The sequence below is a fragment of the Sanguibacter sp. Z1732 genome (assembly GCF_051020515.1).
Taxonomy (GTDB): domain Bacteria; phylum Actinomycetota; class Actinomycetes; order Actinomycetales; family Beutenbergiaceae; genus CALKWS01.
Genome location: NZ_CP194857.1, coordinates 2878510 through 2904095, shown reverse-complemented (window position 1 = coordinate 2904095; position 25586 = coordinate 2878510). Strand labels below are relative to the sequence as shown.

Here is a 25586-nt window from a genome sequence, read left to right as displayed (position 1 = left end):
ACTGCAAATCCCCGTCCACATTGATTGACAGACAAGTTAGCATGTAAGCCATCATGGCACAATCATGAACGATCCGTATCCGGTCAGATCCGTCGGGCACGCTCACATCGCGGACAACCTACTGGAGAACCGAAAGGCCACCATGCGCGACTCCCACTTCACCTACAGCGCGAACATCTCGATCATGTTCGCCGAGCACCCCATGCTCGAGCGCCCGGCGGCAGCCGCTGCGGCAGGGTTCGAGCACATCGAGATGTGGTGGCCGTTCGCCACGGCCTCGGCCGAGCAGGACGACGTGGACAGACTGCTCAGCGCCATCGATGCGGCGGGCGTGGCGCTGCGTGGCCTGAACTTCTACGCCGGCGACATGGCCGGTGGTGAGCGAGGGGTGGCCAGCCATCCCGACCGCGTAGCGGAACTTCAGGCCAGTACCGCGCCGCTGCTGCAGATCGCGGAGGCCACCGGCGTTCGGCACTTCAACCTCCTGTACGGGCGGCGCGACGAGCGCTGGAGCGCGTCGGAACAGGACGAGACCGCGGTCACCTCGATCCGCGCCGCGGCACAGGCCGTGTCCGGTATCGGTGGGACGGTCCTGCTCGAGCCCCTGGCCGAGGGACTCAACGGGGCTTACCCACTCACCCGACCGGAGCACGTGATCGCACTGCTGGACGGCCCGCTGGCGGACCTGGACAACGTCGCACTGCTCTACGACGTCTTCCACCTGGGCAGCAACGGGTTCGACATCGTCGGCGGGGTGGCCGCCCTGGCCGAGCGGATCGGTCACGTCCAGATCGCCGACTCTCCCGGGCGCGGAGAACCCGGCAGCGGCGCCCTTCCCATCGCTGCTGCCCTCGATGCTCGCCGATGCCGGCTACCCAGGCCTGATCGCCTGCGAGTACATGCCGACCACCCGCACCGAGCAGACCCTGGGTTGGCTCGGGCGGACCGGGTGACCGCTGCATCCCGCCCGGCCGGGCACGAGGATGGGCCCGCGGGGAATCATGGCGCAGGGCCCCGGGTGCTGCTGGCCGTGGACAAGTTCAAGGGCTGTCTTCGCGGCCGTGAAGTAGCCGCACACTTGCGCGAGGGCATTCTGGCCGCTCTGCCGAACGCGCGGGTGCGGATGCATCCGGTCTCCGATGGCGGGGACGGATTCGCCGACGAACTCACCGCTCACGGCTTCACCCAGCATCGGGTCGCGGCCCGGGACGCGCTGGGCCGGCCGATCGTGTCCTCATTCGCGTTCGGGCGCGGTACCGCAGTGGTCGAAATGGCACAGGCCAGCGGGCTGCAGCTCATCGCCCCCCAGGAGCGCTTGCCGCTGCAGGCCGACACGTTCGGCTTGGGTATGGTCCTGCGCAGCCTCGTTGCTGGGGCCGGACAGGATCGTGGTGGGCGCGGGCGGTAGTGCTACCAACGATGGCGGTGCGGGTGTTCTCGCCGCGCTGGGTGCGCGACTGTTCCGGGAGGACGGCAGCGAACTGACCACGTACGGGCCTGCGGCGCTGACCCAGGTGCACCGTGCGGACCTGAGCGGGCTGAGCAGATGGCGGGGACTGGACATCCAGGTGGCCACCGACGTGACGAACCCCCTCCTCGGCCCCTCCGGAGCGGCCGCGATCTTCGGACCGCAGAAGGGCGCCGGCCCGGCCCAGGTGCAGTTGATCGAGTCCGCCCTTCTCAATTGGGCCGATGCGCTGGAGGCGCCCGGCACCGAGTCCGGGCGGGACCGGCCCGGGGCGGGAGCGGCCGGCGGGCTCGGGTTCGGCCTCTGCGCCGGCCTGGGAGCGGAGGTGGTGGACGGGCTGAACACCTTCGCCGCCCTCTCTGGCCTGGCCGAGGCGGTGGCCTGGGCCGATGTGGTGATCACCGGTGAGGGCTCCCTGGATTCCCAGACCACCTCGGGCAAGGCGCCCTCCGGGGTGCTGCGCTACGCGACTGGTGCACGACGTCCGTGCTGGGTGGTCGCGGGCCGAAGCGAGTTGACCGATGAGCACGTACGCGCGCTGGGCTACCGGGGTCAGCGGGCCTTGATGGACCTCGCACCGGATGAGCAGGAGAGCCTGGCGCAAGCGCCGCGCTGGCTGCGCCAGGTCGGGGCCGGGCTGGCCGCTGAGTTCACCGAAGCAGCACCACGGCCTCAGCCGCTCTCGGCGCCGCCGTCCGCCGAGGCCTGACCAATCGTCTCGTGGCGAGCCAGCAACTGGTCCCGAGCACTATGCAGGTGTGAGCGGATCGCATCGACGGCCGCCTTCGGGTCACGTTCCTCAAGCGCCGCGAACACCGCGCGGTGTTCACCGTCGATCACACGGGCGTGCAGCAGATTGCGGTCCTGGACCTGCACCATGCAGATGTGTGGCGCCTCTCCCATCAGTGTGCTGTGCAGCCGGGTCAGGCGCGGGCTGCCCGCAGCGTCCACGAGAGCGCGGTGCACCGCTACGTCACAGCCGGCCATCCGGTCATGGTCACCGCGATCGGCCCAGACCATCAGTTCCACGGCGTGCTTGATCGCTTCCTCCGGAGCCGCGCCCTGCGCGGCGAGCCGGCGGATCGCCTCGGCCTCGAGCAGCACCCTGGTGTCATAGAGGTCGGCGATGTCCTGCGCGGTCAGGACCGGGGCCCGGGCGCTCCGGTGGATGGTGCGTTGCAGGAAGCCGTCGGCCACCAGCCGCTCAACTGCGGCTTTCGCCGTCGTGCGCGCCACACTGAACCGGTCGGCAACGAACTGCTCGGTGATCGCCGCCCCCGGTTCGATCGTCCCGGTTATGACATCCACGCGCAGGGACTCGGCGACCGCATCCACCAGCGAGACCGCATTCAGCGCTACACCCCTCATCGCACCCCTTCGATTGTCAGACTAGATTGCTTGCCATTCATTAGTGTGCCAGGATGGCCGAGCATTCGGCAGGGTTCACGCTCGCCGACCAACGACGCAGATGGGAGATCACATGGCAGCCATCGGCTTCATCGGTCCCGGGATCATGGGCGCGCCGATGATCGACAACTTGGTCGACGCCGGACACCAGGTCCGAGCCTTCGGGCGTTCGGCCACGTCCCGGGAACGAATCCAGGCGGCCGGCGCGACCGTGGCCGATTCTCCGGGCGCCGCCGCAGCAGGAGCCGACGTCGTGGTCACCATGCTCCCGGACACCCCGGATGTGCAGGCGGTGCTGCTGGGCGAGCACGGGCTGGCTCAGACCCTGGCGGCGCCGCAGGTGTATGTGGACATGAGCACCATCCGTCCGGATGTGACGCGAGAGATTCACCGGGTGTTGTCCGAACGGGGTGTCGGCGTGCTCGATGCGCCGGTCAGCGGGGGTGAGGCCGCCGCGAAGGAGGGCACCCTGAGCATCATGGTCGGCGGGGAGGCGAGCGTACTCGCGAGCGTTCACGAGGTCCTGGCGGTGATGGGGGCCACGATCACGCACGTCGGCCCGGCAGGATCGGGCCAGTTGACGAAGGCCGCGAATCAGTTGATCGTCGCGGCGAACATCCAGGCGGTCGCTGAGGCGATCGTGTTGTTGGAGTCAGCCGGAGCCGACGTCGGTGCGGCGCTCAGCGCGATCGGTGGCGGACTGGCCGGCTCAACAGTGCTGGAGCGCAAGCGGGAGGCGTTCCTGGCGGGCACCTTCGCACCGGGGTTCCGGATCGACCTGCACAACAAGGATCTGCGCATCGTGCGCGACACGGCCGACGACGCCGGGGTGGGCCTGCCGATGACGGCGACGGTCTCCCAGTTGATGGTGGCGGCCGGGGCGAAGGGCTACGGCGGGCTGGACCACTCGGCGCTGCTGAAGGTGACCCGGGAGTTCAACGGCGCAGATTGATGGGCAAGTGAGCCTGTGACACAGTTGATGCCATGACTGCTGAGTTCTCGTTGGCACCCTCCTCCCTGACGGATGCGCTCTACGACTCGCTTCGGCTACGCATCATCAATGGGGAGATTGCCGCCGGGGAGAAGCTGACCGAGGCGCGGGTCTCGAGTGAGTACTCGGTGGCCCGCCCGACCGCGAAGGCTTGCCTGGAACGGCTCACGGCGGCCGGTCTGCTGCGCCGGACGGCGCACAAGACGGCGGTGGTCCCCACGTTCGGTGTCGAGGAACTGGAGGACCTGTTCATCGCCCGCGAGGCGGTGGAGAAGGCCGCGATCGAGCGCCTCTCCACGGCCAGGACGGTGCCGCAGGCCGCCGTGCACGCCCAGGGCGCGATCGAGGTCGCCGCCGAGCAACTGAACTTTCCGGATCAGGTCACCGCTGATATCGAGTTCCACTCGGCGCTGGTGGATGCAGCCGGCAGCACCAGGCTCGCCAAGATGCACTCGCTCATCATGGGTGAGGTGCACCTGACGATGGGGCAGTTCCAGGCTCAGGCTCACCGGGCCACCAGTCCGGGGAACGTCGTGGGTGAACACGCGGCCATCATGGAAGCCATCGAGCGGGGCGATACGGACGGGGCCGCGCAGGCGCTGGTGACCCACCTGGAGAACGCGCGCGACCGGTTGATCGCACGCGCCACGAAGGAGCAGTGAATCGCCATGCCATTGATCGAGTTCGAGGGCCAGGCCCCTGACGTTCACCCCGACGCATGGGTTGCGCCCAACGCCACCGTGATCGGCCGGGTGACGCTGGGAGAGGGTGCGAGCGTCTTCTACGGCAGCGTGTTGCGCGGTGACATGGAGAAGATCGTCATCGGTCCGGGGAGCAACATCCAGGACGGATGCGTCGCCCACGTCGACCCCGGTTTCCAGGTAGTGGTGGGATCCAACGTCTCGGTGGGGCACCGGGCCATCCTGCACGGGTGCACCGTGGAGGACGACTGCCTCATCGGCATGGGCGCCGTGGTCCTCAACGGCGCCCGGATCGGTGCGGCACGCTCGTTGCGGCCGGTGCTGTGGTGCCCGAGGGCGCGGACATCCCGCCCGGCTCCCTGATCGCCGGCGTTCCGGCCAAGGTCCGGCGCGACCTGGACGAGGAGCAGATCGAGGGGCTGCGGCGCAACGCTGCCGTCTATGTGGATCTCGCGCGGCGCCACCGGGCGGCGAACGGCGGAAAGGGCGCCTGACGGTCCAGCTCCGTCAGGGGAGGATCAGTCACGCGCGAAGGCCTTCAGTTTGCCGAAGAAGTCCTCGAGCATGAAGCGGGCATCGATCGCCTCGGCCACGCGGATCCGAGTCCCCGTGGCGGCCTCCTCATAGCCACCGGCCTCGGTGAACCGGACCGGGGACTGCTCACGCCACTCGGCACTGACCGGGCTGATCATCAGCCCGATCGCCGGGGTGTCCCCCAGCGGGCGGCTCTCGATCGGCAGCGCGTGATGGGCGGCGTTGAAGTCCAGCAACTGCTGCACCAGATAGTCGCCGATACGCCCGTGCGGGCGGACGCGCTCCTCCAGCTCGGCGTAGCCGACACTGATCATCCGGTACGTCGACTGCGGTACCTGCCAGATCTCGATCCCGGATGCAGCAACCACGTTCGCTGCCGCGACGTCGTTGGACAGGTTGAACTCGATCTTCCCGCCCTGCGGCAGTTTGTGGCCGTACGGCGCACCCCCGATCCACACCACGGTCACCTCCCGGTCCACGATCGCGGGCTCGAGCAGAATCGCGGAGGCCATGTCGGTAAGCGGACCGAGGAAGGCCACGAAGAGGGGACCCGCGCCCTCCCGCATCGCCTCATCGACTATGAGGCGGGCACCTGGGGAGTCCACCGGGGTTCGCTCATCTGGAATCGCACCCTCCGCCCCGTTGGCGACCACCACGTCTCCCTGCATATCCATCAGCCGCAGGATCAGATCCACCTCCTCGGCGCTCTCCTGCAGACTCTGGTTCGTGCGACGCGTGCCGAAGTGGGCCGGAATGATACCGCGCAGGTCGAACATCGGGGTCAAGAGGGCATGCACGATCGCGAACTGATCATCCGCCTCATTCTTGGCGTCGGTGTTGACGATGACGCGCCGCCGTTGGGCGGGGACTGGCAGGCTCACTACGGCTCCTTTGCGTGACGACTCTCACCTGCACCTAATCACGGCACACCCCCCGGTGCCCCTCAACCCAAGGCGCCGTGCCCAAACCCGGATACGCTCCCGCGGGAGCGTCACACCTCTCGCTCGGCCAACCCGCGGAAGTCGTCGGGCACTCCCCCGGCCCCGCCCAGGGTGGCGGGGAGATAGCCGACGGCGCTCCTGCCGAATCGCTTCCGCGCGGTGTCCATCGAGTGGTCCAGCGCCCAGCGGGCCGCGCCCGCCTGTGATCCGGGGCGCCAGGGGTCGGCGAGGAGCGGCAACTCGAGTTGGACGGCCTGCTGGGTCTGCAGGTTCGAGACCGCGATCCCCAGCAGGGTGACCTCCACGCGGTCCCCGTCTTCGGCGTCGATGGCCCGCCAGGCCAGTGTCTCGGCCACCTCGGTGAGCGTGAGTGTCGCGGAGACCGGCTGCGCCAGCGTGTGGGACCTGCTGGCCGTGCGCATCCCCGGGTACCGCACGCGCACCGTGACCGTGCGCCCGGCCCGGCCCTTGGCGCGCAGCCGCCCGGCGATGCGTTCCGCGAGCCCGCCCATCACCCGGCGCACCAGTTCGGGCGAGACGGCCACCCGGCCCAGCGCGGACTGGGCGCTGACTGACCGGGCCCGGTTCGACGTCGTCACCCGTCGGGGGTCCTCGTTGTGCGCGAGACTGTGCAGTTTGGCGCCGGCGGCACTGCCGAGGAGGTGCTCCAGCACCGGCCGTCCGAGGTCAGCGAGTTCAGCGATGGTGTGGATCCCGAGTTCGGCCAGGCGGCGCTGCGTGACCGGGCCGATGCCCCAGATGAGCCCGACCGGGAGCGGGTGCAGGAAGGCGGTCTCCTCGTGGGGCTCCACCACCACCAGCCCGTCCGGTTTGGCGACCTGGGAGGCGATCTTGGCCAGGTGCTTTGTCCGGGCGGCACCGACCGAGATCGGCAGCCCGACTTCGGCGCGCACCCGGCGGCGGATGAGTTCACCGATCCGCGCCGGCGGGCCGAACAGGTGGACCGAGCCGGTGACGTCCAGGAAGGCCTCATCGATCGAGACGCGCTGCACGGCCGGGGTGAGGTCGCCCAGGATGGCCATCACGTCGTCGGCGATCGGCTGATAGCGATGGAAGTGCCCGCGGATGAAGATGAGGCCGGGGCAGAGTTCAGCCGCTCGCCGGCCCGGCATCCCGCCCTGCACGCCATGAGCCTTGGCCTCATACGAGGCCGCCAGCACCACGCCACCACGCGCGCTGCCACCGACGGCCACCGGGCGGCCCCGCAGGCCCGGCTCCAGCAACTGCTCGACCGAGGCGTAGAACGCATCGAGGTCGGCGTGCAGGATGGTGGGCCCGGTGGACACAACTCGTAGTGTAAACGAACATATGTTCGATTACTAGTGAGGCTGAGTATTGAGACGGCCATGCGGGCAGCGGTGAGCGTGAAGGCGCCCGGGATGGACGTAACAGGCCACTGCGTCGACCGGAGGCCGGCGGCTCCCGCCTACGGCGCTGTCTCGGCGAGCCAGTGGTCGCGCATCTCCACCATGTCTTGGCGGGCCTGTGAGGTGAGCAGGTCCGCGGTGCCCAGTTGCACCACGCCGTACTGATCGCGAGGGTCCACCCCGATCGCCCGCAGCATCGGCTCGGCGCGCTGCGACACGCTGCCCTTGATGCCGAAGGACGCCAGCAGTTCTCCGACCGAGATCGCCGACCCCCGGTCCCCCACGGTTCCGTTCGCCCGGCCGATCACCCAGGCCACCGCCGCGGCGGCCCGGACCGGAGATGCCTTGCGCCGGAAGATCACCGGATCGGTAGTCGCGACCCGGGCCAGGAAGCGTCGCATCGCGGTGCGGTGCTCACTGTCCAGCAGGTCCTCGGCACACTGGTCGCAGGTATCGAGCACCTGCTGGACCACCGGGTAGATGTCCTGCGCGATGCCGGCCCACTCGAAAGCCTCTTCAGGCAGCGGATCAACATCCAACTCCAGCAACGCACGCCGCCCCCCGACCGCCCGATCCAGGTCCCGCAGGACGATCTCTGCGACGCCGGTTTCGGTGCTCTGACGAAGGAACGTAGCCAACTCGCCCGCGACCCCCGGGGGCCGGTCGGCGTGGATGAGTTCGTTGTACCGCGGCTCCCATGTGCCGACGGCGGCGAGAACCTGCTGCGTCAGGCCCCCGCGGATCCCGGCCCGCTCGTGGGCGTAGCGAATGAAGGCACGCAGCAGGTCCGGCAACTTCGCCAGGAAGGTGGCTTCGGCGATGACCTTGCGCGGGAACCAGTCGGCGAGCAGGATCTCCACATTCACCTGGCTCCAGCGCAAGGGGTCCCCAGAGCCGTAGTCGGTGCCGAACCACAGCACGCTGCGCAATAGGTCGCGGTTGTCGGGCCGATCCAGGGCGCGCCCGACAGCGGAGGTGAAGAAGTCCTGCGCGATCGCCTCGGTCTCTTCATCCGTCCACTGCTTGCGCTTCGGCGCGGCACCGCCGGTGGGCAGCATCCGCACGATCCACTCCACCGCGGGTCGGCACATCGGCCAGGTGTCGGTCTCCAGGGGCGGGATGGTGCGGGCACCGAGGTCGATTGCCTGCTCGACCCGTACACGGGTGTCCGCGGGGTCGGCCGGGGCCAGCCGTTGGTCCTGGCCCTCGGGCGAGTCCTGCGGTGGCAACTTCCGGGAGAAGTGCCCCACCACCTCCTCGACCGGCCCCGGCATGAGGAACGCATCCTTGACCACCGTGCCCATGTTGTGGTCGATGTACACCACTGCCGTGATCGACTGTCCCGTGGCCAAGGTGGTGCCGATCAGGTGGTTTTCGCCGTCGCGCAGCACGTGGCTGAGACTCCACGCCTGCTCGTGCGCGCGGGCGTGGCCAAGCCGGTGAGCCAGTGGGGCATCGGATGACGACGTCTGGTCAGTTCGCGCCCGATCCGTCCGGCGAGCAGGTCGTCCTCGGTCAGCGCCTGGATGATCGTCAGCGCGGCGGTCGTCTCCGCGTAGGGAGTGCCGATAAAGGTTTCGACCAGTTCCGCCAGGCTGACCGGGGCCTCGGCGAAGGGGTCGTGGGGCAGAGTGGCCGCCATCAGGCTGCTCACGGCGCCAAGCAGGTCCAGCGGCTGATCACTGCGAAGCGCCTGGCGAAGCCCCTGGAACAGGCTGAGGTGTTCGGGCGTCTCCGACACCGCAGGCCCTGGCTGGACCGACGTCAGATGACGTTGCTGCGGGCGGCGCTGGTGGCCCTTGCGGCGCTTCTTCTTCGGCATTTCCCCAGGATAACGACCAGGCTCACACCCGTGAGAACAGGGCCTCGTGGTGCCAGACCTGCGTGGCGGGCCTCCCCGTCATCCTGGTCGACACCGACGTGCTCATCGCACATCTGCGCGGTATCCCGGCGGCACGAGCGTGGTTACACGAGGCCCGCGCGGCGAGCTCGCTGGCGGTCAGCGTGGTCACGATCGCCGAACTCGCCGGGGGTATGCGTTCAGCCGTGCGACGCGCGGTCTGGAACCTGCTGTCGATCATGCAGTCCATTCCGGTCACCGAGCCCATCTCGCGCACGGCCGGTGAGTTCGTGCGCGAGTTCCGGCGCAGCCACACCAGCATCGGTCTACCCGATTACCTGATCGTGGCCACGGCCGCCCATGCCGGAGCCGAGATCGCCACGCTCAACGTCCGGCACTTCCCGATGTTCCAGGACCTACAGCCATCATTCGCTGTGCGGTGATCTCGCCGCACGACCGATCTCAGGTGCCGCCGCTGCGGACCCTCCAGGCAACCGTCGCGGCACTCTGTCCGACATCTGTTCAGGTAGCGGACCCCAGAACTGCTCGATCCAGTTCCGAGCAGTTTCCCCGCTGGACGGTCCGTGATCCGTGCCGTCCATGGCCCAGACCGAGCAAGCCCCGCTCGGGGACATCGGTCACCGAGTTCAGCGGCAGGCGATGTCGAACTCCACCTCGAGGGCGACGTCGTGGCGGTGCCGGTTAGCAGGATCATCGGACACAACGAGCGCTGGCCGTAGGCAGGCGGCAGGCGGCAGGCGGCAGGCGGCAACCATCGGAATGCCCGCGGAACAGGTGAGCGGTGATGTTTAGATCGGGCACTGGTTTCGGTGTAAACCGGGCACTACTCAGTGCGTAAAATGAGCATCCGTAGGTGCGTAGAACGGACACCGGCGAATATTTGCCAACGAGAGGACCTGACCAGCATCTGCCTCAACACCGCGGGCCTGGTCAATCTGGCCACGTTGTCTGAGAGCACGGGCATCGACCGAAGGACAGCCCGAGCCTACGACCTGCTCCTGGAGAACCTGCTGGTCACCGAGCAGATACCGGCCTGGTGGACGAACCGGATCAAACGCCTGGTTCAAAGCCCTAAGCGCTACGTCATCGATTCCGGTCTCGTCGGCGCGACACTCGGGCTCGACCGCCAGGGCGTGCGCAAGGACGGCAACATCCTGGGACGGCTGCTCGATACCTTCGTGATGTCCCAACTCCGGGCGGAAGCAGCCGCAGCCGCAGCGCGAGCACGACTCTTCCACCTGCGCACCCACGGTGGACGCAACGAGATCGACCTCATTGCCGAGTACGAGGACGGCCGCGTGTTCGGCATCGAGATCAAAGCGGGCAGTGCGCCCACCCCACGAGATGCCCGACACCTGCGCTGGCTGGCTGACGAACTCGATGATCAGTTCATCGGTGGTGCCGTGCTGCACACCGGCCCGCGCCGCTACCGCCTCGACGACCAGATCGTGGCCGCCCCGATCTCGGCGCTGTGGGCGTCATAACCCTCGCGACTACCGCGAACCGCCGCGATCAGGCTGCGCGTTCACCTCGAGCCAGTCGCTCACGCGGAAGCATCACAGCGAGCGGTGGCGGCCACGCGCTCCAGCGGGAGCACAGATGGAGGACATAGCTCCCGCTCGGCAAGCCCGTCCTGCGGCACACTGGCCGGGTGCCCGCTGACCCGTTCGCCGCGCTGCTCGCCGACCCGCCGGACCTGCCGGTGCGCCACGGTCTGGAGCAACTGGACGAGGCCCTCAGCGGCGGCGGCACCGCGGTGCTGCAGTCCCCGCCGGGCAGCGGCAAGACCACCCTGGTTCCCCCGGCGCTGGCGGCGGGAACCGGTGCGCGGGTGGTCGTCACCCAGCCTCGCCGGATCGCCGCACGGGCCGCGGCAGCCCGGCTGTCCCACCTGATCGGTCGTCCCGTGGGTAGCGAGGTGGGCTTCAGCGTCCGGGGTGAGCGCCGGGTCTCCCCGGGCACCCGGGTGGAGGTGGTCACCGCCGGGCTGCTGCTGCGCCGGCTGCACGCCGACCCCGAACTGCCCGGCGTCGGCGCCGTCGTCCTCGATGAGGTGCACGAGCGCCACCTGGACACCGACCTGCTGCTGGCCCTGCTCGTGGACGTGCGCTCGGCGCTACGCGAGGACCTCACGGTGCTGGCGATGTCGGCCACGATCGAGGCCGAACGGGTCGCGGCCGTGCTGGGCCCGGCCACACCGGTGGTGACCGTGCCGGGCCGGCTGCACCCGGTCACGACCAACTGGCGCCCGCCGCCGGCCACCGCCGCCCGCCTCGACCAGCGCGGCACCACCCCGGCCTTCCTCAACCACGTCGCCACCACCACCGCCGAGGCCATGCGGGCCGATGACGGCGATGCACTGGTCTTCTTGCCCGGCGCCCGGGAGATCGACGACGTCGTACGCCGGTTGCGTAGCGCCGGTGCGCTGCCGGCAGGTACTGACGTGCTGGCCCTGCATGGGCGCCTGCCGCCGGCCGAGCAGGACCGCGCACTGCGGGAGGGCCGACGACGGCGGGTGGTCGTCTCCAGCGCCGTCGCCGAGTCCTCGCTCACCGTGCCGGGAGTGCGGATCGTCGTCGACGCCGGGCTGGCGAGGGTGCCGCGCACCGATCACAACCGCGGTCTGGCCGGTTTGGTCACCCGCAACGTCAGTCAAGCCGCCGCCGAGCAGCGCGCCGGCCGGGCCGGACGGGAGGGCCCGGGCCAGGTGTACCGGTGCTGGGCCCAGGCCGACCATGCCCGCCTCGATGCCCACCCCGCACCGCAGATCCACACCGCCGACCTCACCTCCGCGATGCTCGAACTGGCCCGCTGGGGCACCCCGCGCGGTGAGGGCCTGAACCTGCTGGATGAGCCCCCAGCCAGCAGCGTCCAGGCTGCCGAGGCCGTGCTGGTGGAACTGGGTGCGATCGATGCCGCCGGAATGATCACCGCTCGCGGGCGGGCGATCGCCGACGTCGGTGTGGAACCGCGGCTGGGCCGGGCGCTGCTGGATGGTGCCGGTGAGGTCGGCGCGAACCTCGCCGCCGAGACCGTGGCCATGCTGGACCAGGACACCCCAGCCCCCGGCGGTGACCTCACCGCACTGCTCCGCCAACTGCGCCGGGGCGGGCAGGCCACGGGTGCGTGGGAGCAGCAACGTCGCCGGCTGCGCGCCGCCCTTCCCGGCAGCGGGGCGCGCTCCACCCCGCCGGCCAGGGTCACGCCCGGACGCCGGGGCGTCGACGGCAGCACAAGACTCGACCTGGCCGTCGGCACGGTCACCGCCCTGGCCCACCCCGGCCGCATCGCCCGGTTGCGGCCGGGCGGGTCCACCTACTTGATGGTCGGCGGCACCGGCGCGCGCCTGGCGCCGGGCAGTGCCCTGGCCGGCAGTTCGTGGCTGGCGGTCGCAGACGCCGCCCGCTCCCCCGGGCAATCCGATGCCATCATCCGCGCGGCCGCCCCGATCGATGAGGCCACCGCGCTGGAGGCTGCCGGTCGTGCATTGTCGGAGGAACGCGAGGTGACGTGGCACGAGGGTCGTATCCGCGCCCGGCAGGTGCTGAAGCTGGGCGCGATCGAACTGTCCAGCCAGCGTCTGGTCGATCCCGATCCCGGTCTGGTCGCCCGGGCGGTACGCGAGGGTCTGCAGGCGCAGGGCTTGGACCTCATCGGCTGGCCGGCAGCGGCGGCCGGGTTACGCCGTCGGCTGTCGTTCCTGCACGCCGCGCTCGGCGCACCCTGGCCGGATGTCTCCGACGAGGCGCTCCTCGACACGGTCGAGCAGTGGCTCGGCCCGGACCTGGCCCGGGTGCGGACCACGGCGGACCTGCGCCGCATCGACACCACGGCTGCGCTCCGGCGCCTGCTTCCCTGGCCGCAGGCCGGTGAGTTGGACCGCCTCTCACCCGAACGCATCGAGGTGCCCAGCGGGTCGAAGATCGCGGTGGACTACACCAACCCACAGCGCCCCGTGCTGCCGGTACGGATACAGGAGGTGTTCGGGTGGGACCAGGCGCCGCGGCTGGCCGGGGGCCGGGTGCCGCTGGTGTTGGAACTACTCTCACCGGCTTCCCGACCGGCCGCCGTCACCGCAGATCTGGCCACGTTCTGGGCCTCCGGTTACCCGCAGGTGCGCGCGGAACTGCGTGGCCGCTATCCGAAGCATCCCTGGCCGGAGGACCCGACGACGGCGAGGCCCACCACGCGGACCAAGCGCGCCTCCCGGCGCGCTCGCGACGCGTGAATCATCCGGGCGAACCTCCTCATCTCGTCACGAACTTTCCTCATAGGGTTGGTTGACGGTGGTGAATTACCCTCGCTAGTTTGTCGGGCGAAGCAAAGGAGCGCTCCGTCCGTGATGTCACTGAAGCCGTTGCTGAAAACTCCTCGAGACCCGTCGGGTCTGTCGACGCGAGTTTCCGGTGCCTCGGCGGTGGCGTCCGCGGCCGGTCCCAACCCCCATACACCCGAGGATGTGGTTCGATCATGGCTCGCTCTCGCTCGCGTCTGACCCGCACCGGCAGTGTCGCCGCTGCCGCTGCCCTGGCACTGGCCGGCTTCACCGCATCGCCCGCGGTCGCCGATGACGAGGATTTCCGTGTTCAGCCATACCTGCAGAACCCGGCCACCGACGGGATGCTCATCACCTGGATGTCCTGGGATGACGAGCCGGGCGAGGTGCAGCTGGAGGGCCAGGACCCCATCGAGTCGGACCCGGAGGTTCAGGAGGCACTGGACTGGACGGACAACAACCGGCAGCAGGCCATCGATCACCCTGAGTGGGGCGACTGGTTCCGCGAGGGCCGCAACTACCGCCATCAGGTCCAACTGAGCGACTTGGAGCCGGACACCACCTACACCTACACGGTGCGCCAAGGGACCTCAGAGATCACGAACACCTTCACGACCGCGCCCACATCCGATGACTGGGAGAACATCAGGCTCGTCGCGATGGCGGACTCCGAGACCGATCCGGCGGGCCGCACCTCCCATCGCGAGTGGGTCCCGGGTGCCATCGCCGAGGGGAGCGAGCGCCCTTCGGTCACCGACAGCCTGTGGGCCGAACGCTTCGGTACCACGGAACAGCAGGGTGAGGAGATCCTGCAGTACGCCCTGACCGAGGATCAGGGCTTCGCCTACAACATGGAGATCGTCACCGAGCGCGACCCCGACCTGATGCTGTTCGCCGGTGACCTGGTCCAGGGTGGCGGTTTCCAACCCGCCTGGGACGAGTGGTTCCGGTACCTGGCCGGAGAGGTCGGCAACCCGGCCTCCAGCCGGCCGGTGGTCACTGCCCTGGGCAACTGGGAACCGTTCGGAGCCTCCGATGGTGGGTATGAGATCGAGGCGGTGATGAACGGTCGGGACTCCTTCCACTCCTATTTCACCCCGTTCCCGAACGGCACGCCGGAGCACCAGGGCAACTACCACCGTCTCGACTACGGCCCGCTCACCGTGATCACCCTGGACTCCACCAAGGGCATCCCGGACGACCACCCCGACAATTACGCCGAAGAGGACAAACTCTCCGGCATCGAGTACGACGGTCCGGGCCCGGACACCCAGTCGAGTTACACCAGTACGGAATACATTGCCGCCGGCGGTGACAACCTCTCGCCCTACAACGAGGGCAGCATTCAGTGGAACTGGGCCGAGGATCAGTTGGCGGACGCCCGCGAGCAGGGGCAGATCATCGTGGTGCAGTTCCATCACGCGCCCTACTCCTCCGGGGAGCACGGGCTTCCGATGAACCACGAGGACACCTCGGGTCAGGGCGGGACCCCGATGCGCATTTATTCGGAGATGTTCGAGCAGTACGGAGTGGCGGCGGTGTTGTCAGGGCACTCGGAGATGTTCGAGCGCTCACTGGTCGACCTCACCGGTGACGGCAATGCCGTCAACTACTACGACGTCGGCGTGGCCGGGGACGGCCTGCGCGGCGAGCGCAGGGCCAACGGGAACCTGCTGTCCGAACCGATCCTGGAATACAACCCCTACCGGGTGTGGTCCGCCGACCAGTTCGAACCCGAGATCTGGGATGGGGAGACGCTGGTCGACGGCGGCAAGCACTACGGCCACCTGGAGATCAACATCGAACGCGACGCGGACGGCGGGGCGACGATGAGCCTGACGCCGGTGTACTCCTTCCCGCTGCTCGATGACGACCTCGACGTACTCGGCACCGAACGGCGGATCTACGACGACGAGGTGTCATTGGCGATCGGCGCTGACGGCACCGTGGAACCGGAGGAACGGGACGCCGTCGACGCGGTCGCTGACCTTGCCACCGCGTTGCAGGAGTACGTCGACGCCGGCGATGTCGCTGGTCCGATCGCGAACCAGCTGGAGAACGCCCTGCGCCAGGCTGAACAGCACCTGGAGGGCGACCGCACCAACCCGGCGAGGGTCGCCATGGAGCGGTTCGTGCGGCACCTGGACAATCCGAAGCGTCCCGACACCCTCACCGAACAAGCCGCGGAGGACCTTCGGGTCCAGGCGATGAGCGTGCTTGACCTCATCTGACGACGTCTGAACGACCCTCCGATTCGCCGGTCGGCGGTCTGCGGTCGGCGGTCGGCGGTCGGCGGTCGGCGGTCGGCGAAAGTTACAGTGGCCCCAGCACCCGGCGTGGGTCTGCGTCCAGTGCGAGCGTGTCCGGCAGGTGGAGGTTGGGGCTCCTCATAACGGAAGCGGCTCTCCATGATCGCCGCGATAGGGGTCGACCAGGTCCAGCCCGAGGTGCGCGAAGTCCTCGGTGTCCCGGGTCGCCAGGGCGCTTCCGCTGAAGCGTGCGATGGCTGCGATGAGTGCATCCATCGCCCCGATCGGGCGCCCGATGCCGCGTCTGGTCGCCACGATGTCGGCGTACTGCGCCGCGCATGCGGGCACTAGCGGCAAACAGACGCCGAGGGTGTCGAATGCGGCTGTCGCCACCGACTCGATCCGGTCGCGGCGCTGTCCGGCGGGCAGCAGCGCGACGCCAGCGAGGATCTCGGCGCGCGTGACCACCGTGGTCACGGGTTGCTCGGCCAGGCCGCGTACCCAGTTCAGCACTGCTGGAGAAGCAGCAGACCCCCGCATGAGTTCGGAGACGACGTTGGTGTCGAGGATGATCACGACTGCAGGTCGGCCGCCGTCGCCGGTTCATCCTCAGGTTCCGGCAGGTCCACGCCGCCAACCTCATACCTGACGGCGATCAACTGCTCGACCCAGTTCAGGTCGGCTTTCCCGGTGGATTCCAGTGCAGCCAGGAGGATCCCCCGAGCCTCCGCCTCCATCGAGCGACCGTGGGCAGCCGCCCGCATCCGAAGTCGCTGTTTGGCTTCCTCGGGCAGTTGACGGATGGTGATCGCGGCCATGTTGCAATGATATCACTGCAGCACGCGTCCGGATCGAACGTGACGCGGAGTTCGCCGGTCGGCGGAACTACCGCGGCCCCAGGGTCCGGCGTGGGTCTGCGTCCAGTGCGAGGTCTCCAGCAGGTGGAGGAGTTGGCGCTCCTCATAACGGAAGTGGCTCTCCATGATCGCCGCGATCCCCTCGAGGTGACGATCCAACTCGACCGGGGAGGCCGCTCTCGACACCGCTTCCTGCAACCCCGAGAGCAGGTGGGCGATCATCGAGTGGTCCTGCTCCAGGCGTTGCAGGGTCGGCCGCAGTTCGGGATGCGCTGCCGCGATCGCGGGAAACAACTCCCGGTCCTCACCCTCGTGGTGCCCGGCCAACGCGGTGCAGAACCCGTGGCAGAACAGCAACAGGTCACGCGTCGCCGAGTCGGCGTCGCCTCCGGCGTCCACCGCCTCGCGCGTGACTCGCAGCGCCTCACGCAACTGCTGATGCACGGCACGTAACTCTCGACTCCAGGCCACCAGCCTGGTCTTCTCGCCCTCAGTCACGTGAGGGCGAAGGGCATGACGTGATCATCGTCGTACTCCTTCGTGTCCCACGCCTCCATGCCTGACACTGCCTGCCACCAGCACGCGACGCTGGTCGTTAGCGTAGTCCAGTATCAACGGCGCCTAACGGAGTACCGATCGAGCGCCGCGCCCGAACTGTCCCTAGGTGCATGGGAAGCACGCGGCTCCGATCTCACGCTCTCCGCGCTGGGGTTCGTAAGTGGCTCGTGCGCGCCTCGACTGTCTGTGCATAGGAGCGGAGACTGAGTGTGGCCAAACTCTCGAAGAGGGCGCCGATCTGCGTTCCGGTGTTCGAGGCGCCGCCACCGGCTGTGCTTCCGCTGAGCATGGACTCCTTGGTGGCTTTGAGTAGCCGTGCCGCAGGCGCCGGGTCGGCCAGATGATGCTTAGGAGCCGCCGTCAGGCCCCGCAGCCTCATTGTCTCGGGCGACCATGCTGGTAGCGGATCCAGCAGCCATAGCGACGTGAGCCAGTCCCGGTACCGGATGCTCGTGGCTTTGCTCGGCGGATCTGCGTCGCCTGGGTTGGCCGAACGCCGAATGGACTCCCACGTGGCTGTGGAGGATGTCGCGGCCGCATAGGCCACGATCCACGACCGCAGGCTGTGCAGTCGCCGCACCGTTACGCCTTGCTCATCGGCGAAATCCCGAGAATGCGCCCGGACGAGGTAACCGTGAAGTCAAACGATACCTTTGCGAGAGACTAAACGAAACGTTCACGCGAGGACGATGTGGCTGGAGAACCCGGGCAACGCAGGGTGTATCAGGGGGCTGATCGGGTGGGCCGGCCGGGATACTGTGTGCCTCCGCTGGATCAGGCCGGTTCGCTTCTCCGACGATCACGGCTCTCCGATGCCGTAGGTGAAACGGCCGGTACTCCAGTTCATGGTGGCGTTGTAGGTGTATCCCGAATGCCGCCCACCTGAGAGTTCCTCATTCGCCACGAAGCATGCGAAGACCGTTGTCTGCTGTGCGAGATCCTCCAGCGACCCACCGCCCACAGGCGAACACGTCACTTCGAGGACCGGCCCGTCGATGAGACCTTCCTCGATGTGTTCCTCAGCCAAATCGCCGATGGAGTCCTCGATCTCCGGGACCGCTTCTTCGCGCCGTTCCAACTCGGCCTGCTGCCCTGCTTCCTCTGCATCGCGTTCCTCAGCCTCGGCTTGCGCAGCGGCCGCTGCCGCCTCCTCCTCTTCCTCCGCAGCCGCAGCGGCCTCTTCTGCCGCGTCCTGCGCAAGTTCCGCTGCGCGTGCCGCCTCGCGAGAATCGTTGATCGATATCGCAGCGAACGTGCCCCCACCTACGAGCACAAGGGCAGTAAGGACGGCCACGACCACCCATTTCGCACGTGAGCCTTTCGACGGAGTTGGCCCACCAAATTCTCCTCCGTCAGGATCCGGCAGATCCAACCAAGTCACGCCATCCCAGTAGCGGCGGCCACCGGATGGTGTGGGGTACCAGCCAGGACCCGGAGTCATCGGAGGTTGGGTCATGGCTGCACTCCTTACGCTGCGAAGGCCCCGTGGTCGGCCATCTCATTCCAGAGTAGGCCGCGGGTCTGACACCGGGCGAAGGTCCTCGTATCACGTTTCGGCAACGACGTATCGGGTACTCGGGGAGATGTGGTCCGCCACCTGCGCGACGTAGCAGCAACATCGGACTTGCTGAGGTATGTCTGCTTGCCGGATATCGCGCGGCCGGTCGCGGGGCGGGCGGATTCAGCGTAGGTCGGGTTCGAGGTAGATCGACATCTTCAGGGGCGCAGCCGCCCGGGCACGCTCCTCGGCGGCATCGATCGCGCCGGCGATCTGCGCGGCGCTGTCGGTGCGGGTAACCGCGATCTTGGCGGCGACGAGGATCTGGTCGGGGCCCAGGTGCAAGGTGCGCATGTGGATCACCGAATCGACCCCGTCGCCAACCAGCGCATTCTCGATCGCGCGGTGATGTTCCGGGACCGCTGACTCCCCGATGAGCATGGAGGCCATCTCGATCGCGAGGAAGACGGCGATGATCACCAGCAGGACCCCGATCGCCGCGGTTCCGGCGGCGTCCCAGCGCCCGTCACCGGTGAGGAGGGTCAGCCCGACTCCAGCCATCGCGAAAACCAGACCGACGAGCGCGCCGGTGTCCTCCAAGAGGATCACCGGAAGCTCTGGTGAACGGGTCTTGCGGATATAGCGCAGCCACGGCAGCCGGCCGCGCACCTGGTTGGCTTCCTTGACGGCGGTGCGCAGCGCGAAGGCCTCCATGACGATGGCCAGGCCCAAGACGAGCGGAGGCACCCAGTGCCACGCGTCGATGCCGTGTGGATCAGACCACTTGTGCCAGGCCTCATACAGCGCGAAGCAGCCACCGAGGGTGAACAGCACGATGGAAACGACGAAGGCGTACACGTACCGCACTCGGCCGTAACCGAACTGGTGCGTCGGGGAGGGCTGCCGCTGGGCGCGGCGCCCACCGATGAGCAGTAACGCCTGATTGCTGGAGTCGGCCACCGAGTGGACACCCTCGGCGAGCATCGAACTGGAACCGGTGAGGATCCAAGCAAGAAACTTCGTCACCGCAATGCCCAGGTTAGCCACGAGCGCGGTGACCACTGCCTTGGTGCCGCCACTAGCAGCCATCGGGGCTCCCCTAGTCGAAAGGGTCTCCCGCCGCAGCATAGAGCCGAGTGTTTCCGAACACGAGTTGCCCCGGGAGCGTCTGGAGGCCGCGGACTGCGAGGAATCAGCGGGTCGTCGTCGTACCGCTGCTGCCCCTGGCCTTGGCCCGCAGCCAGAGGAACACTCCGGTTCCCACGAACAAGATGATGCCGATGAGGGTGAGCCACAGCAGGCCCTCGATGATCGCGCCGATCACCGACACCACGAGCCACAGCACGAGCAGGAAAATCAGGAAGCCAATCATGAATGGGACGGTAGCAACACCGGGCTGCACCGGCATGTTGAGCCGTGGTGTAGGGGTGATCGGGCGTATCCAAAGTCGGGGCCCAATCTGCCTCGGAATTCATGTTCTGAAATCCATCGAGAAGTCCGGGCGCAGGAGTATGCTCCGGCTCATCGCAGCCTGCGAGTATTCGGAGGTGATGGGGTGAATCGATGGTTACCGATTCTCGTCGCCCAAGTTCCCGCACGAAACCCCGCCACGGCCACCAGCGAACTCGGCGATGAGGTTTCCCGAACTTCTCAAGGACTTTCCCGAGACCAGGCTTCTGCTATATCCCGAATATCACACGTGTGAAGTCTCGGGGGATCCGGAAGAGCGCGCCGCCCTGTACGCCGAACTGGCAGAACCGCTGGAGGGTCCCCGGGTGCGGGAACTAGCCGCGATCGCCCGGGCGAACGCTGTGTGGCTGTTCCCGGGGACGATTATCGAAAGCGGGCCGTCCGGTGAGGTGTACAACACCGCCATCCTGCTGAGTCCTGCGGGTGAGGTGGTCTGCTCCTACCGAAAGATATTCCCGTGGCGCCCGTTCGAACCATTCACCTCCGGGTCCACGATGGCTGTGGGAGACATCCCGGATGTGGGACGCATCGGGTTGAGCATCTGCTACGACATCTGGTTTCCGGAGGTGGCTCGCCACCTGGCCTGGATGGGGTCAGACGTCATCTTGTGCCCGGCACAAACGAGCACGTCCGACCGTGAACAAGAACTGATCCTGGCCCGCGCTACCGCGATCCAGAACCAGACGTTCGTGCTGAGCGTGAACGCCTCCGCTCCCCATGGAACCGGTCGAAGCATCATCGTCGACCCCGAGGGGATCGTCCGCTCCCAGGCACCGAGTGAAGCACCGGCCTTCCTGACCGACGTCCTCGACCTCGGCGCCGTCGCACGGGTCCGCAGGTACGGCACTGCCGGCCTCAACCGCATGTGGGATCAAGTCCGCACGGACGACGCCGAGATCCCACTACCTCTCTATAACGGATCGATCAGCGCACAGCGCTGGCGGCCGCACTCTTCACGAGATTAGGAGAGCAAAGTGACCACGCCCAAACTCGAACGGACCGTGACTCTGTGGCCGATGGTCCTTTTCGGTCTTGCCTACATCACGCCTTTCATCGTTCTGACCACATTCGGCGCGTTCTCGGAGGTCAGCGGGGGCATGCTCGCCGGCAGCTACGCGTTGACGACCATCGCGATGATCTTCACCGCGATCAGTTACGCGAAACTTGCCAGAGAGTTCCCGGTATCGGGTTCCGCCTATACCTACGCACGCCGCGCGATCGGGCCCCGCACAGGATTCATGGTGGGGTGGGCGATCCTGTTGGACTATTTCTTCCTGCCCATGGTCGTCTGGTTGATCGGCACCGCCTACCTGACCGCCGAATTCCCCGGCGTTCCCGGTTGGGTGTTCCTGCTCGGCTTCATCCTGCTCACCACGATTCTCAACGTCATCGGCATCAAGGTCGCGACCCGGGTGAACCTGGCGCTCATCAGTTTCCAGGTTCTGGTGCTTCTATTCTTCGTCGGGCTATCGCTGCGCCGGGTCTTTGCTGATCCTGATCTGGCCGTCACCACTGAACCGTTCTGGAACGCGGATGTGGGTCTGACGCCGCTGGTAGCCGGAGCGGCGCTGGCGGCGTACAGCTTCATCGGATTCGACGCCGTCAGCACATTCTCCGAAGAAGCGGTGGACCCGAAACGAACTGTGCCCCGTGCCATCATCTTGACCGCCGCGATCGCCGGTGCCGTGTTCGTCGCCGTGGCTTTCGTGGTCCAACTGGTCAGCGCCGGAGCGACATACCCCGACCCGGACAGCGCTGCTCTGGATATCGCCCGGACGATCGGCGGTGACCTGTTCGGGGCGGTGTTCCTCGCAACCGTCATCGTGGCGCAGTTCACCGCCGGCATACCCATTCAAGCGGCCGGCTCCCGACTGCTGTTCGCGATGGGCCGCGATGGGGTGCTACCGCGCAGGATCTTCGGCTACGTCTCCCCCCGATTCCGGACACCGGTGTTCAACCTCGCGCTCACCGGCGCCGTCGGCCTCATCGCGGTGTTCCTCGATGTGACCACCTCCACGTCCTTCATCAACTTCGGTGCCTTCACCGCCTTCGCCTTCGTCAACATCTCCGTGATCGTTCTATTCATGCGGCAGCGCCACGAGAAGCACCGGAATGTCCTCAGTTGGACGCTCCAGCCACTGCTCGGCCTTGGGGTGATCACGTGGCTACTGGTCAATCTCGACGTCAACGCGCTGACGATCGGGGTGATCTGGCTGGTCCTCGGGTTCGCGTGGCTCCTCATCATGACAAGAGGCCTGCGGCGGGAGCCGCCCGAGGTGAGGCTGGAGGAGGTCGTCGCCGACGCGTGATGGCGCCGTGCACACGTGCAGTACCTTCACGAAGCGCGAGGTCAAGAGCGACGATGAGCCATCTCGGGCTGCTCGGCGCACTCAACCCTGCACGTCGGCATGGAACCAGTCACTTGCGCCGTGCAGGAGCACGTCAAGGCGCAGGCCGCTCAGAGCCGCAGCAGCAACCGAAGCACGCGATCCACCTCAGACATCACCGCGATGTCAGCACGGCCCAAACGATGCACCAGCCGAGCCGTGCTGAGGGTACGCGGCTGCTCTGCCTGCACGTAACTAGTCTCATCCAGGCCCGATGAGCCCGGAGTAATCTCCACGCGCGTGGGGTAGCCCCGTCTCGACCGGGTGATCGGGCAGAGCGTCACCAGCCCATAGCGGTTGGCGGGATCATCGGAGACGACGAGGGCGGGCCGATGGTAGGCAGCCTCGCGGCCGATCGGGTCGCCGAGGTCTACCAGCCACACATCGTGACGAAGAGGGGTTTCAGCCACGCCGGGATCCATCGCGCGCGGTCGCCGCATCCCACAGCGCGTTCTCCTCGGCCTGGTCGGCTGCCACTTCCGGATCGACCCGTTCCGCGGCCGCCGCTGCCCCATAGTCAGCCCAGAAGAGGGCCCGCTCGTACTCCTCCAACGCCCGGCGCACGACTTGCTCGGCAGTCTGACCGGTTCGTGCACCGACGTCATTGACCCGGTCGCGGGTCTGCTTGCTGAGTTTGATCGTGGTCGCCACGCACTGAGTATACGCGTTCGAGTCATCTATGTATACCTTCCGCAGGCTCAGGGCCACGGCGAGAGTGAAGTCAACGTCCCACGCTTCGCGCCGTATGCAGGCTCCCACCCGGTGTCCTCTCGGATAGATGACTGCACCCCTTGAGGCTGCTGACTGGCGCTGAGAATGTATGGAGTTCGCTGATGGCAACTGGGGAGCGGCGGATCGATCGCTGGGCACGTTCAGTGTGGGCGTCCGGCATCCCCTCAGGGGTCGAGCGCCGGATACTGCTGGAGAGTCCGCACGCCACGCAGCCCGGGTTCTGGAAAACTCCGCCGGGTGTGGTGTTGGTGATCGTGCTCGCCTTCTCAGGGATCGCCGGAGTGGGGGCTTTCCTCTCCAGTCCGGATCTGACCGCCTGGCGTCGAGGTTTCGATGCCGAGCAGGCCCTGATACTCGCCGGTGTCTGCTTTGCCCTGTCGACGGTGTTCGTGATTTTTCTAGCCGTGAGTTGGGCACGTCAGGGACGCGAGCGTGGGGCGGCCGCCGTTGTCTTGTTGACGATGGTGCCTGTGTGCGCAACCGGACCTTGCAGACCTTGGCGGACCGAAGCCTCCTCGCGCGCGAGATCGTCGACCGCGCACGAGATGTTCCCCTCGGTGAACTGCACACCTTGGATGATGGAGCAGAAGCGCTAAGGCCTGACCCCTGAGGGATGAGTTACCCGCGAAGTGGGTTCACAATGCGCACTCCGCGCAACGTCGCCCCCTCAGGGAAGTCTTCACTCCCCCGCGGCGTCGCCAGAGCGCGCCAGGCGCGTTGTTGGCGGTCCGGATCAGATTCGTCGAAGGGATAAGCGAGTCGTGTCCAGGAATGCCCCACGAGATGCGCCGACCGTCGTAGAGGTCCTCTCGAGACCATCCACGGCCCCCAGACGTCCCGCTCATCGACCTCGACAGCTCCAGAAGCCAAGTCACCGTGCGTTGTTGGCGTTCGTCCTCGCCGTCGTCCTCGGCGTACTTGTGCGCATTGGGTTACGGGCAGTCGTGACCAGCCCGCCGGCGGCGCATGAACCCTGCGAGGTGCGTACGCCGCAGTATGATGAACTCATACCGAGGAGGAACCATGGCAGTCCGTAAGGTGGCGATCACTCTCCCTGAAGAACTCTATGAACTCGTCGAGCGCGCCCGGGCAATCGAGCATCGAAGCCGCTCGGAGGTCGTCCAAGAGGCTCTTCGTACCCACTTCGGCGAACCGACTTACCGGCCGACCGAGGCCGAACGTGCCCAACTCCTCGCGGCCCTTGATGCGATCCAAGCCGACCCGCAATCAGTGCGTGAGTGGTCCGAGGTTCGCAACGACCTTCGTCAGCACAGGTGAAGGTTCACATCACTAGGGACGCTGAGAGCGACCTCGTAACGGCCCGTCGCTACTACGCGGCGATCGACTCGGCGCTGGGCGAGCGCTTCTTGGACGATTTCGACGCTGTGATCGACCGTCTCGCCGTGTTTCCCGACGGCGCACCTCCGGTTGAGGGTTTCACCGCGCTGCGGCGAACTCGGATGCGCCGGTTCCCGTACGGCGTCTTCTACACCCGTGCTGGAGAAGCGGAACTGATCGTCGTGCGTGTGCTGCACACCAGACGCGATCAACCCGCCGCCCTTGAAGGCCCGCCCGCCTGATCGCCGCAAACGGGCCTCCCACCGTTATCGGTCACCAATCGGAGTCATCACCCCATGAACTCCCACGTCCCACACCCCTGGCTGCTGAATCCAGCATCACTCCCCTGGATCGTGACCGTCGAAGGGCCCGACGTGAAGTCGTTGGAGATGATGTCGCTGAACTCACCGGAGAATCCGGAGAGCCGCTCCCAATAGCATCCGCTACCGCCGTCGGTGCGGTAGGTGCCCGGCTCAATGTCCTCGCCGACCCGCCAGGTGCCGTTCCCGAATGAGTCGCTCGGCTCCGCCGCTCCGGCGGCGGCCTCAGCCTCGGCCTCCGCGGCAGCCTGCGCTTCTTGGCTCTCCGCCTCCATGGCTTCCACGCGCTCCAGCGCCTCGTCACGCTCGGTCCTGGCAGCGGTGATCTCGCCCGCGATTTCGTCCCGCTCCGCGGCTACGGACTCGAGGTCGGCGGCCACACTGTCACGATCGGCCTCCGTCTCCTCCAGTTCCGTGACAAGCGCGTCCCGCTCGGCCTCGACATCTGCCACTGCGGCCTCGATCTCGGCATCGAGATCCCCCGTCGGCGTGATCTCCTCTGTGTCCCCTCCGGCGCCCGCAGCAACGCCGATAGTGAACGCAAGCACACCCACGATCACGGGTGTCAGCCAGCGGCGCAAGCGTCCCTTGCGAGGCGGCGCTGGAGCAT

The 25586-nt window shown here is 67.4% G+C and carries 27 protein-coding genes and 2 pseudogenes; 14 read left to right on the top strand and 15 right to left on the bottom strand.

What is annotated here, in order from left to right:
* Positions 1-64: 64 nt before the first annotated feature.
* Together ACRRRO_RS15255 and ACRRRO_RS15250 are read left to right on the top strand one after the other, a co-directional pair.
* Entirely contained in the window at positions 65-1408 is a 1344-nt protein-coding gene (locus ACRRRO_RS15255; protein WP_434080526.1) for a glycerate kinase, read from the top strand.
* A complete protein-coding gene (locus tag ACRRRO_RS15250; protein WP_434080525.1) occupies positions 1392-2177 on the top strand; it encodes a glycerate kinase in 786 nt (261 codons plus the stop codon). Before ACRRRO_RS15255 ends, ACRRRO_RS15250 begins: the two co-directional genes overlap by 17 nt.
* Here the strand turns inward: ACRRRO_RS15250 and ACRRRO_RS15245 are convergent.
* On the bottom strand, positions 2141-2836 hold the full coding sequence (locus ACRRRO_RS15245; protein ID WP_434080524.1) for a GntR family transcriptional regulator: 696 nt from the start codon (positions 2834-2836) through the stop codon (positions 2141-2143). The two genes, ACRRRO_RS15250 and ACRRRO_RS15245, sit on opposite strands and share 37 nt — an antisense overlap.
* Before the next feature lie 112 nt (positions 2837-2948).
* On the opposite strand from ACRRRO_RS15245, the gene ACRRRO_RS15240 reads away from it, so the two are divergent.
* The 3 genes and pseudogenes from ACRRRO_RS15240 (at position 2949) to ACRRRO_RS15230 (ending at position 5061) form a co-directional block, all read left to right on the top strand.
* Positions 2949-3827 carry an NAD(P)-dependent oxidoreductase gene (locus ACRRRO_RS15240; protein ID WP_424795823.1) on the top strand — a complete coding sequence of 293 codons (879 nt, stop codon included), beginning with the start codon at positions 2949-2951 and terminating at the stop codon, positions 3825-3827.
* Between the two features lie 32 nt (positions 3828-3859).
* On the top strand, positions 3860-4528 hold the full coding sequence (locus ACRRRO_RS15235; protein WP_434080523.1) for a GntR family transcriptional regulator: 669 nt from the start codon (positions 3860-3862) through the stop codon (positions 4526-4528).
* 6 nt (positions 4529-4534) lie between these two features.
* Positions 4535-5061, top strand: a pseudogene (locus tag ACRRRO_RS15230) (gamma carbonic anhydrase family protein).
* A gap of 24 nt (positions 5062-5085) precedes the next feature.
* Here ACRRRO_RS15230 and ACRRRO_RS15225 read toward each other — a convergent pair.
* The 4 genes from ACRRRO_RS15225 to ACRRRO_RS15210 form a co-directional block, all read right to left on the bottom strand.
* Positions 5086-5982 (bottom strand): nucleoside hydrolase, encoded by an 897-nt coding sequence (locus ACRRRO_RS15225; protein ID WP_424795820.1) that lies wholly within the window; start codon positions 5980-5982, stop codon positions 5086-5088.
* A gap of 110 nt (positions 5983-6092) precedes the next feature.
* Entirely contained in the window at positions 6093-7349 is a 1257-nt protein-coding gene (dinB, locus tag ACRRRO_RS15220) for a DNA polymerase IV (RefSeq protein WP_424795819.1), read from the bottom strand.
* Positions 7350-7489: 140 nt separating this feature from the next.
* Complete coding sequence (locus tag ACRRRO_RS15215) at positions 7490-8821, bottom strand: DUF6398 domain-containing protein (protein ID WP_434080522.1); 1332 nt, start codon at positions 8819-8821, stop codon at positions 7490-7492.
* On the bottom strand, positions 8794-9252 hold the full coding sequence (locus tag ACRRRO_RS15210) for a hypothetical protein (RefSeq protein WP_434080521.1): 459 nt from the start codon (positions 9250-9252) through the stop codon (positions 8794-8796). Before ACRRRO_RS15210 ends, ACRRRO_RS15215 begins: the two co-directional genes overlap by 28 nt.
* A gap of 62 nt (positions 9253-9314) precedes the next feature.
* Here ACRRRO_RS15210 and ACRRRO_RS15205 point away from each other — a divergent pair, with 62 nt between their 5' ends.
* The 4 genes from ACRRRO_RS15205 to ACRRRO_RS15190 all read left to right on the top strand — a co-directional run bounded on the left by ACRRRO_RS15205 (position 9315) and on the right by ACRRRO_RS15190 (position 15798).
* Complete coding sequence (locus tag ACRRRO_RS15205) at positions 9315-9713, top strand: type II toxin-antitoxin system VapC family toxin (RefSeq protein WP_424795817.1); 399 nt, start codon at positions 9315-9317, stop codon at positions 9711-9713.
* Positions 9714-10130: 417 nt separating this feature from the next.
* Positions 10131-10775, top strand: coding sequence for an ATP-binding protein (locus ACRRRO_RS15200; RefSeq protein WP_424795816.1), 645 nt, complete (start codon positions 10131-10133; stop codon positions 10773-10775).
* Positions 10776-10942: 167 nt separating this feature from the next.
* A complete protein-coding gene (gene hrpB, locus ACRRRO_RS15195; RefSeq protein WP_424795815.1) occupies positions 10943-13519 on the top strand; it encodes an ATP-dependent helicase HrpB in 2577 nt (858 codons plus the stop codon).
* Positions 13520-13761: 242 nt separating this feature from the next.
* Positions 13762-15798: an FIMAH domain-containing protein gene (locus ACRRRO_RS15190; protein WP_424795814.1), complete on the top strand. Its 2037-nt coding sequence runs from the start codon at positions 13762-13764 to the stop codon at positions 15796-15798.
* A 156-nt stretch (positions 15799-15954) separates the two neighbouring features.
* Here the strand turns inward: ACRRRO_RS15190 and ACRRRO_RS15185 are convergent, their stop codons facing one another.
* The 7 genes and pseudogenes from ACRRRO_RS15185 to ACRRRO_RS15155 form a co-directional block, all read right to left on the bottom strand.
* The gene (locus ACRRRO_RS15185) at positions 15955-16392 is read right to left on the bottom strand and encodes a type II toxin-antitoxin system VapC family toxin (protein WP_424795813.1); all 438 of its coding nucleotides are present in this window, start codon (positions 16390-16392) and stop codon (positions 15955-15957) included.
* Positions 16389-16634, bottom strand: coding sequence for a FitA-like ribbon-helix-helix domain-containing protein (locus ACRRRO_RS15180; protein WP_424795812.1), 246 nt, complete (start codon positions 16632-16634; stop codon positions 16389-16391). Before ACRRRO_RS15180 ends, ACRRRO_RS15185 begins: the two co-directional genes overlap by 4 nt.
* Before the next feature lie 12 nt (positions 16635-16646).
* Positions 16647-17171 carry a hemerythrin domain-containing protein gene (locus ACRRRO_RS15175; RefSeq protein ID WP_424795811.1) on the bottom strand — a complete coding sequence of 175 codons (525 nt, stop codon included), beginning with the start codon at positions 17169-17171 and terminating at the stop codon, positions 16647-16649.
* A gap of 193 nt (positions 17172-17364) precedes the next feature.
* A pseudogene (locus ACRRRO_RS15170) lies at positions 17365-17829 on the bottom strand (DUF4143 domain-containing protein); the annotation flags it as partial.
* A gap of 201 nt (positions 17830-18030) precedes the next feature.
* Positions 18031-18525, bottom strand: a complete 495-nt coding sequence (locus ACRRRO_RS15165) for a DUF2510 domain-containing protein (RefSeq protein ID WP_434080520.1) — start codon at positions 18523-18525, stop codon at positions 18031-18033.
* 387 nt (positions 18526-18912) lie between these two features.
* Positions 18913-19818 carry a cation diffusion facilitator family transporter gene (locus ACRRRO_RS15160; protein WP_424795809.1) on the bottom strand — a complete coding sequence of 302 codons (906 nt, stop codon included), beginning with the start codon at positions 19816-19818 and terminating at the stop codon, positions 18913-18915.
* A 103-nt stretch (positions 19819-19921) separates the two neighbouring features.
* Entirely contained in the window at positions 19922-20101 is a 180-nt protein-coding gene (locus ACRRRO_RS15155) for a hypothetical protein (RefSeq protein ID WP_424787781.1), read from the bottom strand.
* A gap of 259 nt (positions 20102-20360) precedes the next feature.
* On the opposite strand from ACRRRO_RS15155, the gene ACRRRO_RS15150 reads away from it, so the two are divergent.
* Together ACRRRO_RS15150 and ACRRRO_RS15145 are read left to right on the top strand one after the other, a co-directional pair.
* Positions 20361-21164 (top strand): carbon-nitrogen hydrolase family protein, encoded by an 804-nt coding sequence (locus ACRRRO_RS15150; protein WP_434080519.1) that lies wholly within the window; start codon positions 20361-20363, stop codon positions 21162-21164.
* Positions 21165-21173: 9 nt separating this feature from the next.
* Positions 21174-22508: an APC family permease gene (locus ACRRRO_RS15145; protein ID WP_424795807.1), complete on the top strand. Its 1335-nt coding sequence runs from the start codon at positions 21174-21176 to the stop codon at positions 22506-22508.
* Between the two features lie 149 nt (positions 22509-22657).
* Here the strand turns inward: ACRRRO_RS15145 and ACRRRO_RS15140 are convergent, their stop codons facing one another.
* Both ACRRRO_RS15140 and ACRRRO_RS15135 read right to left on the bottom strand, forming a co-directional pair.
* Positions 22658-22996: a type II toxin-antitoxin system PemK/MazF family toxin gene (locus tag ACRRRO_RS15140; RefSeq protein WP_424795806.1), complete on the bottom strand. Its 339-nt coding sequence runs from the start codon at positions 22994-22996 to the stop codon at positions 22658-22660.
* The gene (locus tag ACRRRO_RS15135) at positions 22989-23237 is read right to left on the bottom strand and encodes a hypothetical protein (RefSeq protein ID WP_424795805.1); all 249 of its coding nucleotides are present in this window, start codon (positions 23235-23237) and stop codon (positions 22989-22991) included. Before ACRRRO_RS15135 ends, ACRRRO_RS15140 begins: the two co-directional genes overlap by 8 nt.
* 182 nt (positions 23238-23419) lie before the next feature.
* On the opposite strand from ACRRRO_RS15135, the gene ACRRRO_RS15130 reads away from it, so the two are divergent.
* The 3 genes from ACRRRO_RS15130 (at position 23420) to ACRRRO_RS15120 (ending at position 24898) form a co-directional block, all read left to right on the top strand.
* Positions 23420-23914, top strand: coding sequence for a hypothetical protein (locus ACRRRO_RS15130; RefSeq protein ID WP_424795804.1), 495 nt, complete (start codon positions 23420-23422; stop codon positions 23912-23914).
* 427 nt (positions 23915-24341) lie between these two features.
* Positions 24342-24596, top strand: coding sequence for a ribbon-helix-helix protein, CopG family (locus ACRRRO_RS15125; RefSeq protein WP_424787777.1), 255 nt, complete (start codon positions 24342-24344; stop codon positions 24594-24596).
* On the top strand, positions 24593-24898 hold the full coding sequence (locus ACRRRO_RS15120; protein ID WP_424795803.1) for a type II toxin-antitoxin system RelE/ParE family toxin: 306 nt from the start codon (positions 24593-24595) through the stop codon (positions 24896-24898). Before ACRRRO_RS15125 ends, ACRRRO_RS15120 begins: the two co-directional genes overlap by 4 nt.
* Positions 24899-24945: 47 nt before the next feature.
* Here the strand turns inward: ACRRRO_RS15120 and ACRRRO_RS15115 are convergent, their stop codons facing one another.
* Entirely contained in the window at positions 24946-25536 is a 591-nt protein-coding gene (locus tag ACRRRO_RS15115; protein WP_424795802.1) for a hypothetical protein, read from the bottom strand.
* Positions 25537-25586 lie beyond the last annotated feature (50 nt).